This window comes from Kitasatospora sp. NPDC127060, from assembly GCF_042724935.1.
In the GTDB taxonomy this organism is placed as follows: Bacteria; Actinomycetota; Actinomycetes; order Streptomycetales; family Streptomycetaceae; genus Kitasatospora.
Map to the genome: position 1 here is coordinate 1 of NZ_JBHXEG010000147.1, position 10617 is coordinate 10617.

Here is a 10617-nt window from a genome sequence, read left to right on the forward strand (position 1 = left end):
GTTCGGTGTGGGGGGGGGGGGGGGTGGGGGCGCTCCCCCCTGCGGGGTGCGGGCGGGTAGGGCGTACCTGGGGCTCTCTGGGGTGCCCCGGGGCGGGGGGGGGGAGGGGCCCCGCCGCCGGGCCGCCGTGTAGTGTCCCCGCTGAGAGGTGTCGGGAGGTGCCATGACGCAGTACGCCGGAGGCGGGCAGGTCCCGCCGCGTCCCGTCGCTCCGCCGGTGCCACCGGGTGGCGGGTCGGGGGCGGCTCCTCCGGGGGCGCCGGTTCCCCCGGCCGCGCCGGTTCCGCCGCCTCCCGTCGCGCCCGCCGCGGTGCCGGTGCCCGCCGCGGTGCCCGTGCCCGCTGCGGCCCGGACCCCGGCCGGGGCTCCCGGTCCAGCGCCCGCTCCCTTGCCCGCTGCGGCTCCGGCTCCTGTCCAGGCGCCGCCGCCCGCGCCCAGCGCGCCCGTTCCGGCCGGCGGCACCGGGCACTTCGTGCTGCCCTCCGGCACGCCCGTCCAGCTCCCCGCCCACCCGCCGCAGCGGCACACGCCGGCCGGTCCCATCGCCGTCCTGCTGATCGGCCCGGCCGGGGCGGGCAAGACCACCGTCGCCCGGTACTGGGCCGAGCGCCGGACCACCCCGACCGCCCACATCAGCCTGGACGACGTCCGCGAGTGGGTGCAGTCCGGCTTCGCCAACCCGCAGGCCGGCTGGAACAACGCCTCCGAGGCCCAGTACCGGCTGGCCCGCCGCACCTGCGGCTTCGCCTGCCGCAACTACCTGGCCAACGGCATCTCCTGCATCATCGACGACGCCGTCTTCCCGGACCGCCCGGCGATCGGCCTCGGCGGCTGGAAGCGCCACATCGGCCCCGGCATGATCCCGGTCGTCCTGCTGCCCAGCCTGGACTCGGTGCTGCGCCGCAACGCCCGCCGCGGCGGCACCCGGCGGCTCGGCGACGAGGAGGTGGCGCGCATCCACGGGCGGATGGCCGGCTGGTACAACTCCGGGCTGCCGATCATCGACAACTCGTACCTGGACGTCGCCGGCACGGCCGCCGAGCTGGACCGCGTCATCCTGGCCCGGCTGATGGGCATGCCGGTCCGCTGAACCGGGGTGTCGGTGGCGGCTGCGATGATGGAGCGGTCCCGCCAGAACCACCCGGGGAGCTGAAGCCCGTGCCGGAAGGCCACATCATCCACCGCCTCGCCGGCCAGAACCGTACGGCCTTCGGCGGTCGCCCGGTGCGGGTCTCCAGCCCGCAGGGCCGCTTCGCCGACGAGGCCAAGGCGATCGACGGGCAGCTGCTCACCGGCGCGGAGGCCACCGGCAAGCACCTCTTCCTCGGCTTCGAGGAGGGTGCCTGGGTGCACGTCCACCTCGGTCTCTACGGCGGCTTCACCTTCGGCACCGGTCCCGAGCCCGAGCCCGTCGGCCTGGTCCGGCTGCGGCTGGCCAACGACGACGGCTACGCCGACCTGCGCGGTCCCAACACCTGCAAGCTGATCACCGAGGCCGAGAAGGCCGCCGTCGCGGCCCGGCTCGGCCCCGACCCGCTGCGCGCCGACGCCGACCCGGAGGCCGCCTGGCGCCGGATATCGGGCAGCCGCACGACCGTCGCCGCGCTGCTGATGGACCAGAAGGTGCTGGCCGGGGTCGGCAACGTGTACCGCGCCGAGGTGCTGTTCCGCCACCACATCGACCCGCACCGGGCCGGCCGCGACCTCACCCGCCGCGAGTGGGACGCGATCTGGGCCGACCTGGTCGCCCTGATGCGCGAGGGCGTCGCGGCCGGCCGGATCGACACCGTCCGCCCCGAGCACACCCCCGAGGCGATGGGCCGCCCGCCCCGGGTGGACGACCACGGCGGCGAGGTGTACGTCTACCGCCGCGCCGCGATGCCCTGCCTGGTCTGCGGCACGGAGGTGCGGACGGAGGAGCACGCGGCCCGCAACCTGTTCTGGTGCCCCACCTGTCAGGCGGCCTGAGCGGCCGATCCGCCCGCCGGGCGGGTGCCCAGCCCGTAGGCTGGGCCCGACCGGCCGGAGGGAGCAGGCGGATGGATCGGCGCGAGGTGACGAACACCGTGTCAGGCGCCACGGTGGGCGGGCACGTGGTCCAGGTGGGCGGCGACATCGGGTCGTTGCACCTCCACCAGTCGGATCCGGTGCCCAGGCCCCGTCAGGTCCGCTCGCCGCACGGCCCTTTCGTCAATCGCGAGCCGGAACTCGCCGCGCTGGTCGAGGCGTTGGGCCGGGTCGAGGCCGGCGGGCTCGGGATCGTGGTGTTCACCGGACTCGGCGGGGTCGGGAAGACCGAGCTGATCGCCAAGTTCACCGAGGAGCACCGGGCGCGCTTCCCGGACGGGGACCTCTACGCGGACCTGCTGGCCTACCGGCACCAGAGCGGGGTGGACCTGCCGGAGCTGCTGGCCGGCTTCCTGCGGGCGCTCGGCAGCGAACCCCCGGCGGCGGAGGCCGAGCGGTTCACCGAGTTCCGTACGGTCACCGCCGAGCGCCGCTGCCTGTTCTTCCTGGACAACGTCGAGCACGCCGCCGAGGTCCGGGCGCTGCTCCCGTCCAGCGGGCTGGTGGTGGTCGCGAGCCGGCGCCGGTTGCCCGCGCTGCGGACGGACGGTGCCGAGGTGCGGCAGCTCGGGCCGCTGAGCGCGGCCGCCGGCGCCGAGCTGGTGCGCAGGTGGCTGGGGGTCGGGCGGGGCACCGACGCGGAGTTGGCGGAGCTGGTCGAGGAGTGCGGCGGGCTGCCGCTCACCCTGAACGCGGTCGGGAGCCAGCTGCTGGACCGGGAACACCTGGCGGTCGGCCGGGTGGTGGCCGAACTGCGCGACCGGGAGGGCAGGTTGGCCGTGCTGGAGGACGAGGAGAACGGCCTCGGCCCGACCTACGACGCGGTGTACGAGCGGCTGTCGCCGCAGGGGCGGGCGCTGTACCGGCTGATCGGGGTGCACCCCGGCCCCTTCGTCTCGGCCGAACTGGCCCGCGCGGCGGGCGTCGAGAGCCCCGCGAAGGCGCTGGCCGAGCTGCGCGCCGTACACCTGGTGGACGAGGTGCTCGACGCCGATGCCGAGGACCGCTTCCGCGCCCATGACGTGGTGCGGCTGCACGCCTACGGCCGGACGCGCGAACTCCCCGGCCGGGTGGACCTGCTGGCCCGGGTGGTGGCGTACTACCGGGGCCGCTCCTCGCTGGCCGACCGGGCGATGGGGCGGCGGCTGCGGCTGCAGGAGCCCGGCGGAGCGGGCCTGCCCGGCTTCGGCTCCGGGGCGGCGGCCCTGGAGTGGCTGCACGCCGAACGGGCCAATCTACGCGCGGTGGTGGAGGCGGCGGCCGAACAGCGGTGGCACGGCGAGGTGTGGCGGCTCTGCGAGTCGCTGTGGCCGCTCTACCACGGCCGCAAGCTCTACCAGGACTGGATCGCCACCCACCGGCTGGGCGTGGAATCGGCGCAGTGGGACAACCAGCCGGACGCGGTGGTCCGGATGCGCAACCAGCTCGCCCGCGCCCACTACGAGCGCGGGGAGTACGGGCCGGCCGCCGAGCAGTTGGCGCTCGCCGCGGAGCAGCTGCCGCTGGTGGCCGAGCGCCGGGTGGTGGGCGTGCTGCACGAGACGGACGGCCTGCTGTGCCTGGCCGACGGCCGTCCGGGCGAGGCGGTGGAACGGTTCACGCTGGCCTTGGCCGAGAACCGGGGCGACGCCCACGGCGAGATCGTGCAGAGCTACAACCTGGCGCAGGCGCTGATCGCCGACGGGCGGCCGGAGGAGGCGCTGGCGGTGCTGGCCCGGGCCACCGAGCTGGCGGTGGACACCGGGGACGACGACATGCTGATGAAGCTGCCGCTGGTCCGGGCCGGGGCCCACCGGGCGCTCGGGCAGCTGGACTTGGCGGTCGAGCACGCCGGCGACTGCGTGCGCCGGGCCCGGGAGCGGAAGGCGTACCCCAAGGAGGCCCAGGCCCACGTCCTGCTGGTCGCGCTCGCCGAGGAGCTGGACGACCCGGAGCTGGCCGAGCACAGCCGGGCGCGGCTGCGGGAACTGGCCTCCTGGCGGCCCTAGCGGCCCCAGTGGTCCTGGCGGTCCCCGGGCTCCTAGGGCCCGGTGGTGAAGGCCACCCGGGTGCGGTGCTCGCCGGTGCGGATGGTGAGGCCGTGCTCGGGCAGGGCACCCGGGTCGCCGCCGTCGGCGAGCCAGCAGGCCACGGCGGAGCCGAGCAGAAGCGGGTCGAGGACGGGGTCGGGGTCCGCGAATGCCGGTTCGGCGCGGGCCTCCAGCAGCAGCCCGGTGCGCAGCCGGAGGACGTGGCGGGCCGGGCCGAGGGCGGCCACCGCGACGGCGAGGCCGGGGAGTTCGGCGGCGGTGCCGGCGAGCCAGTGGGTGGCCGGGAGTTCCGCGTACGGCTCGGTGCGGGCGAGGACTTCGGCGGTGTAGCGCAGGGCGTCGCCGGGGTGGTCGTCGGTGAGGGCGTGGAAGCCGCGCGGGGTGTGGTCGTCGGGGCGGAAGGGGTAGCGCCGCAGGCTGACCTCCGTCCCCTCGCTCTTGCCCTCGACGTCGTACGCGGTGGGCCGGTCGGTGCTTCCGGGCTGGGAGACGGGCCGGGGGTAGGGCGGCAGGGCCGGTTCGCCGGGGGGTTCGTCGAGGCCGTCGAGGAACGAGTAGAGCAGGGGGCGCAGGATCCGGGCGGAGGTGCCGCGGTGGGCGAGGGAGCGGTCGGTGAGGTAGGTGAGGCCGGCCGGGTCGGTGGTCAGGGCGTGTTCGAGCTGGGCGGCGAGGTCGCCGTCGGGGTCGAGTGCGGGCGCGGCCTGGCCGAAGGCGTAGCTGGGGGAGTGCGGGTCGAGTTCGGCGGCTCCGGTGGCGACGAGCAGGGTGCGGCGCGCCAGGGCGGCGCCGTAGACGGAGACCGAGCCGTGGTCGCCGATCAGGCAGTCGGCGGCGACGAGTGCGGCCTGCCAGCCCTGGTGGGGCGGGATGAGGCGCAGGCCCATCCGGCGAGCGTCGTCGAGCAGGGCCTCGGGGTCGTGCCGGCTCCAGATGTTGGGGTGCAGCACGACGGCCACGGTGTACTCGTCGGCGGGCAGCCGGCGGACCAGACGCTGGGGGAGGTCGGGGTGGCGGCCGAATAACGAGTGTTCGCTCCAGGTGGAGTTGACGACGACGAGCCGACGGCCGTCGACGGCGCCGAGCGCGGCGCGGTAGCCGTCGCGGGAGCGTTCGCTGCGCAGGATCCGGTCGAAGCACGGGTCGCCGACGACCCGGGCGACGTCCAGGGCCTCGGGGCAGGAGGTCCGCAGCCGGTCCAGCTGTTCGGGGTGGGAGAGGCCGAGGACGTCGACGAACACCCGGCCGCGGTGGGTGAGTTCGTTGCGGGAGAGGCCGGCGGCGGTGACGGTGTCGCCGGTGGACTCGGTGACCAGGCGGTTGTAGCCGGCGCCGTGCGGGAGGACGACCAGGCGGGCGTCCAGGCGGTGCATGGAGGCGTGGACGGCGCAGGCGACGGCGAGGTCGAAGCGGCGCCGGACGGCGTCCTCCCAGTCGAGCACGGTGTAGCCGGGCAGGCCGTGGAGGTACTCGTCCAAGGCGCGGTCGGCGAACGCGGAGCCGGGGTTGACGGTGAAGTACCGCTCGATGCCGTCCGGGTTCAGCAGAGCGAGGACGTCCAGGACGCGGGTCGCTGAGGTGAGGGTGCGGGCGACCGCCAGCACGCGGGCCTTGACCGGGCGGGTGTTCCAGCGGTCGGCGGGCCAGACGTGGGGGTGGGACGGCACATCGTGATCGTACTCATCCGGCCGCGTCTCGGCGTGGTTTGTCGGAGGTCGGTCGGGTCGTCAGCCCGCCGCCGCCGTCGGCTCGTCGTGCTCGGCGGCGGCGCACTCGTCGAGGAGGGGGCGCATGGCGTCGTCCACGAGCTGGTAGCGCACCACGCGTCCGTCCTTGTCGCCGGTGACCACGCCCGCGGTGCGGAGCAGGCGCAGGGCCTGGGAGACGGCCGGGTCGCGCATGCCGGTGGCGACCGCCAGGTCGCTCACGGCGAGCGGGCCGGCCCGGTGGAGGGCGAGCAGCAGGGCGAGCCGTCCGGGGTCGGAGAGCAGGGAGAACCGCTCGGCCCAGGACCGGACGTGGGCGGTGTCCCCGATGGCGGCGATGGCCTCGCAGACCCGGTGTCCGTCGATGGTGCGGTGGCCCGCGCGGTCGGCCGGTACGAGATGCATGCGGACATTCTGGCAGCTCACCACCTGTGATCCTGGACACCTGCACAGGTGCGCAGCCTTGCGGGGGTGTGGTGCTACCCCTACGGTGTTCCCCGCCGTGGTGCTCGGGAAGACCGGTGACGGACCCTCAACAGGTCCCAGTCCGGAGCGGCCCTCGCCACTGTGATCGGGGGACAGTTGTCCGGACCCACATGCCACTGGGCGCCTCGTGCGCCTGGGAAGGCGGGTCCGGAAGCCCCGTAAGCCAGGAGACCGGCCACGGCATCTCACGAAGTCATTCCACGAGGTGCTGGAGCGTGATCCCGAGATGACCCTGCCCGAAACTGCCCCTCCCGCCGATGCGGCGCCCCCCTCCGTGCTGCCCACCTTCCGATGGAAGCGCGAGGACACCCTCCGGACCGCCGGGCTGATGGGGGTGATCCTCGCCATGCACGTGGCCGCCTTCGGGACGCTGGTCTTCCTGGTCGCGCCCCACGGCTACCAGGTCGGCACCCAGGTGTTCGGGGTCGGCCTGGGCATCACCGCGTACACCCTGGGCATGCGGCACGCCTTCGACGCCGACCACATCGCGGTGATCGACAACACCACCCGCAAGCTGATGGCGGACGGCAAGCGGCCGGTCTCGGTGGGCTTCTGGTTCGCCCTCGGGCACTCCTCGATGGTGGTGGTGATGGCCGCCCTGGTGGCGGGCGGCGCCCAGCTGGCGAACACCCTGATGGACCACGACTCGGCCACCCACAAGTGGCTCGGGCTGGTCGGCACCACGGCCTCCGGCGCCTTCCTCTACCTGATCGGGGCGCTCAACCTGGCGGCGCTGGTGGGCATCCTCAAGGTGTTCCGCTCGATGCGGGCCGGGAAGTACGACGAGGCGGAGCTGGAGGAGCACCTCGACTCGCGAGGCTTCATGGCCCGGATCCTGAACCGGGCGACCCGTTCGATCACCCGGCCCGGGCAGATGTTCCCGGTCGGCATGGTGCTGGGCCTGGGCTTCGACACCGCGACCGAGGTCACCCTGATGGTGATGGCCGGTTCGGGCGCGGCGGCCGGACTGCCCTGGTACGCGATCGTCTGCCTGCCCCTGCTGTTCGCGGCCGGGATGAGCCTGTTCGACACCCTGGACGGGACGTTCATGAACTTCGCGTACCAGTGGGCCTTCTCCAACCCGGTGCGCAAGGTGTACTACAACCTGACCATCACCGGGCTGTCGATCGCGGTGGCCTTCATCATCGGCACCATCGAGCTGGTCGGCGTGCTGCACGAGAAGCTCGACCTGACGGATCCGGTGACCGGGTTCATCGCGGACGTCTCGCTGGACAACGTCGGCTACGCGATCGCGGGGCTGTTCGTGGTGGTGTGGGCGATCGCCATCGGCTACTGGAAGCTGGCCGGCGTCGAGAAGCGCTGGACGCCCGAGCGGCAGTCCTAGGGCCCGGTGGCCAGGCCGCCGCGCTGAGCCCCTGCCCGCGCACGCCGGAACGGCGCCTCCCCGACCAGGGGAGGCGCCGTTCCGGCGTTGTGGTCAGTGCCGGTCGCCGTAGCGGCGGCGGAACTGCTCGACCCGGCCCGCGGTGTCCAGCACCCGGGACTGGCCGGTGTAGAAGGGGTGGCTCGCCGAGGAGATCTCGACGTCGATCACCGGGTAGGTGTTGCCGTCCGCCCACTCGACGGTGCGGTCACCGGTGGCGGTCGAGCGGGTGAGGAAGGCGAGGCCGCCGACCTTGTCGCGGAAGACGACCGGGCGGTAGGCGGGGTGGATTCCGGGCTTCATGGCTGGGCTCCTCCGGGGGTTCGTGCGGTCAGCGCTCTTCGCGGAAGTCGACGTGCCGGCCCACGGCCGGGTCGTACTTGCGCAGGACCATCCGGTCCGGGTCGTTGCGGCGGTTCTTGCGGGTCACGTACGTGTAGCCGGTGCCGGCGGTGGAGCGGAGCTTGATCACCGGGCGCAGTTCGCTGCGGGCCATCGGGCGTCCTCCTGGGGTCTGGTGGTGCGGGGTTCGGGGGCTGGGTCGGTACCTTACATCGAAATGGAAGTCATTTTCATCTGTTTCAACGTGACCTCCGCCCTGCCCATTCCCGGACGCCAGGGGCGCCGGGGCGCGCGGGGCGCAGTGGAGTGCCGGGGCATCCGTCGGGGGCGCTCGGCGGGCGGTTCGGGCTGGGGGTTCGTAGGCTCGACGCATGGCGGATGCGTACGCGGGGCGGCGGGAGCGGGTGCGGGAGCACTGCGGTGCGGCCGGGGCCGAGGCGGCCCTGATCACCCGGGCGGCGAACGTGCGGTATCTGACGGGCTGCGCGCCCTGCGGGGCGACCCTGCTGCTGACCCGGGACCGGGCGCTGCTGACGCTGCCGGACGACCTGCCGCCGGACGACTCGGGGGAGCACCTGATCACCCCCGACGTCACCCAGGTGCTGGTGCCGGCCGGGGCGGACACCGCGCTGGCCGCCGCGGCCACGGCCGGCCGGCTGGGGGTGCGGGGGCTGGCGGTGGAGGAGCACGACCTGACCGTCACCCGGCACCGGGCGGTGGCGGGCCTGCTGGAGGGGGCCCGGCTGGCCGACCTCGGCCAGCTGGTGGAGCGGCTGCGGGTGGTGAAGGACGAGCACGAGATCGCGGATCTGCGGATCGCCGCCGAGATCGCCGACCAGGCGCTCGGTGAGCTGCTGGAGTCGATCCTGGTCGGCCGGACCGAACGGCACCTGGCGATGGAGCTGGAGCGCCGGATGATCGACCACGGCGCCGACCGGGCCGCCTTCCCGGTGTCGGTCGGCACCGGCAGCCACTCCGGCCAGCCCGCCCACCAGCCGACCGACCGCCGGGTGGAGGAGGGCGACTTCCTCACCGTGGTGATGGGGGCCCAGTACCGCGGCTACGGGGTCTCGACCGCCCGGACCTTCGTGATCGGGGCCGCCCCCGCGCCCTGGCAGGTCGAGCTGCACCGGCTGGTCTTCCGGGCCCAGCGGGCGGGCCGGGAGGCGCTCGGTCCGGGGGTGGAGCAGTGCGTACCCGACCGGGTCGCTCGGCAGGTCCTGGAGGCGGCCGGGCACGCCGAGGCCTCGCCGCACCCCGTGGGCCACGGCATCGGGCTGGAGATCCGGGAGGCGCCGCGCCTCGGTCCGTCGGACATGGGTAAACTGGACAGCCGCGTGCCGGTCACCGTCGGCCCAGGAGTCCACCTCCCGGGCAAGGGCGGGGTCCGGATCGAGGACACGCTCGTCGTGCGCCCCCTCGAGGAGGGCGGGCCCGAGCTGCTCACCATCACCACCAAGGAGCTCCTCGCCCTGTGACGGCGGCCCCGAAGGCCGTCGGCGGCAGGACGCGAACCCTTGGTTCCTTGACAGCTATATCCAGGAGTAAGTGCGCCCGTGGCTTCCACGAACGATCTCAAGAACGGCATGGTCCTCAAGCTGGAGGGCGGCAAGCTCTGGTCCGTCGTCGAGTTCCAGCACGTCAAGCCCGGCAAGGGCCCGGCCTTCGTGCGTACGAAGCTCAAGGAGGTCCTGACGGGCAAGGTCGTCGACAAGACCTTCAACGCCGGCACCAAGGTCGAGACCGCCAACGTCGACAAGCGTGGCATGCAGTTCTCGTACAAGGACGGCGAGAACTTCGTGTTCATGGACATGGACACCTACGACCAGCTGACCATCGAGCCGGCCGTCGTCGGTGACGCCGCCGACTACCTGCTGGAGGGCTTCGAGGCCCTGGTCGCCACCAACGAGGGTGCGGTGCTCTACATCGAGCTCCCGACCTCCGTCGAGCTGACCATCCAGCACACCGAGCCGGGCGTCCAGGGCGACCGCTCCACCGGTGGCACCAAGCCGGCCACCCTGGAGACCGGTGCCGAGATCCAGGTCCCGCTCTTCGTCGTCACCGGCGAGAAGGTCAAGGTCGACACCCGCGACGGCAGCTACCTCGGCCGGGTGAAGTAAGTCCGTGTCGGCCGCACGTAGCAAGGCCCGTACCCGGGCCTTCCAGATCCTCTTCGAGGCCGACCACCGCGGGGTCGACCCGCAGCAGGTCCTTGCCGACTGGGTGGCCCGCGCCCGCGAGCCCAAGCCCGACGAGGGCACCCCGCAGGTGGGCGAGTACACGATGGAGCTGATCGAGGGGTACGTCCAGTACGCCCGTCGCATCGACGACCTGATCGAGCAGTACGCCGTGGGCTGGACCCTCGACCGGATGCCGATCGTGGACCGCAACGTCCTGCGGCTCGGTGCGTACGAGCTGATCTGGGAGGACGGCGTCCCGGACGCGGTCGTCCTGGACGAGGCCGTCGAGATCGCCAAGGAGTTCTCCACGGACGACTCCCCGGCCTTCGTCAACGGTCTGCTCGCCCGCTTCATGGAACTGAAGCCGAGCATCCGCCGGTAGTCGGTGGCGCCTTGCGGAACGGCCGCCGGACCCGAAGTTCGGG

11 protein-coding genes and 1 riboswitch are annotated in these 10617 nt (G+C 73.6%); of the genes, 7 read left to right on the plus strand and 4 right to left on the minus strand.

Annotated features, from left to right (window positions below):
- Window positions 1-163 precede the first annotated feature (163 nt).
- The 3 genes from ACFWIS_RS39690 (at window position 164) to ACFWIS_RS39700 (ending at window position 4055) form a co-directional block, all read left to right on the plus strand.
- Window positions 164-1090, plus strand: a complete 927-nt coding sequence (locus ACFWIS_RS39690) for an AAA family ATPase (protein ID WP_380461190.1) — start codon at window positions 164-166, stop codon at window positions 1088-1090.
- Between the two features lie 68 nt (window positions 1091-1158).
- Complete coding sequence (locus tag ACFWIS_RS39695; protein WP_380461191.1) at window positions 1159-1968, plus strand: Fpg/Nei family DNA glycosylase; 810 nt, start codon at window positions 1159-1161, stop codon at window positions 1966-1968.
- An 86-nt stretch (window positions 1969-2054) separates the two neighbouring features.
- Complete coding sequence (locus ACFWIS_RS39700; protein WP_380461192.1) at window positions 2055-4055, plus strand: AAA family ATPase; 2001 nt, start codon at window positions 2055-2057, stop codon at window positions 4053-4055.
- Window positions 4056-4087: 32 nt separating this feature from the next.
- Here the strand turns inward: ACFWIS_RS39700 and ACFWIS_RS39705 are convergent, their stop codons facing one another.
- Both ACFWIS_RS39705 and ACFWIS_RS39710 read right to left on the minus strand, forming a co-directional pair.
- Entirely contained in the window at window positions 4088-5761 is a 1674-nt protein-coding gene (locus tag ACFWIS_RS39705; RefSeq protein WP_380461193.1) for a hypothetical protein, read from the minus strand.
- A 60-nt stretch (window positions 5762-5821) separates the two neighbouring features.
- Window positions 5822-6205, minus strand: coding sequence for an ArsR/SmtB family transcription factor (locus tag ACFWIS_RS39710; protein ID WP_380461194.1), 384 nt, complete (start codon window positions 6203-6205; stop codon window positions 5822-5824).
- Between the two features lie 81 nt (window positions 6206-6286).
- A riboswitch (cobalamin riboswitch) is annotated at window positions 6287-6481 on the plus strand.
- Window positions 6482-6512: 31 nt separating this feature from the next.
- On the opposite strand from ACFWIS_RS39710, the gene ACFWIS_RS39715 reads away from it, so the two are divergent.
- On the plus strand, window positions 6513-7631 hold the full coding sequence (locus ACFWIS_RS39715; RefSeq protein WP_380461195.1) for a HoxN/HupN/NixA family nickel/cobalt transporter: 1119 nt from the start codon (window positions 6513-6515) through the stop codon (window positions 7629-7631).
- A gap of 93 nt (window positions 7632-7724) precedes the next feature.
- Here ACFWIS_RS39715 and ACFWIS_RS39720 read toward each other — a convergent pair whose 3' ends face one another.
- A complete protein-coding gene (locus ACFWIS_RS39720; protein WP_380464069.1) occupies window positions 7725-7973 on the minus strand; it encodes a type B 50S ribosomal protein L31 in 249 nt (82 codons plus the stop codon).
- A gap of 28 nt (window positions 7974-8001) precedes the next feature.
- Complete coding sequence (rpmG, locus tag ACFWIS_RS39725; RefSeq protein ID WP_380464071.1) at window positions 8002-8166, minus strand: 50S ribosomal protein L33; 165 nt, start codon at window positions 8164-8166, stop codon at window positions 8002-8004.
- Window positions 8167-8383: 217 nt separating this feature from the next.
- On the opposite strand from rpmG, the gene ACFWIS_RS39730 reads away from it, so the two are divergent.
- The 3 genes from ACFWIS_RS39730 to nusB all read left to right on the plus strand — a co-directional run bounded on the left by ACFWIS_RS39730 (window position 8384) and on the right by nusB (window position 10574).
- Complete coding sequence (locus ACFWIS_RS39730) at window positions 8384-9490, plus strand: M24 family metallopeptidase (protein ID WP_380464073.1); 1107 nt, start codon at window positions 8384-8386, stop codon at window positions 9488-9490.
- A gap of 78 nt (window positions 9491-9568) precedes the next feature.
- The gene (gene efp / locus ACFWIS_RS39735; RefSeq protein ID WP_380464075.1) at window positions 9569-10132 is read left to right on the plus strand and encodes an elongation factor P; all 564 of its coding nucleotides are present in this window, start codon (window positions 9569-9571) and stop codon (window positions 10130-10132) included.
- Window positions 10133-10136: 4 nt separating this feature from the next.
- The gene (gene nusB / locus ACFWIS_RS39740; protein WP_380524334.1) at window positions 10137-10574 is read left to right on the plus strand and encodes a transcription antitermination factor NusB; all 438 of its coding nucleotides are present in this window, start codon (window positions 10137-10139) and stop codon (window positions 10572-10574) included.
- The last annotated feature ends 43 nt before the right edge of the window (window positions 10575-10617 follow it).

What these genes read in the sequence shown, in the direction of transcription:
- ACFWIS_RS39690 (WP_380461190.1), top strand. Translation starts at nt 164, where the DNA reads ATGACGCAGTACGCCGGAGGCGGGCAGGTCCCGCCGCGTCCCGTCGCT.
- ACFWIS_RS39715 (WP_380461195.1), top strand. Translation starts at nt 6,513, where the DNA reads ATGACCCTGCCCGAAACTGCCCCTCCCGCCGATGCGGCGCCCCCCTCC.
- rpmG (WP_380464071.1), bottom strand. Translation starts at nt 8,166, where the DNA reads ATGGCCCGCAGCGAACTGCGCCCGGTGATCAAGCTCCGCTCCACCGCC.
- ACFWIS_RS39720 (WP_380464069.1), bottom strand. Translation starts at nt 7,973, where the DNA reads ATGAAGCCCGGAATCCACCCCGCCTACCGCCCGGTCGTCTTCCGCGAC.
- ACFWIS_RS39710 (WP_380461194.1), bottom strand. Translation starts at nt 6,205, where the DNA reads ATGCATCTCGTACCGGCCGACCGCGCGGGCCACCGCACCATCGACGGA.
- ACFWIS_RS39730 (WP_380464073.1), top strand. Translation starts at nt 8,384, where the DNA reads ATGGCGGATGCGTACGCGGGGCGGCGGGAGCGGGTGCGGGAGCACTGC.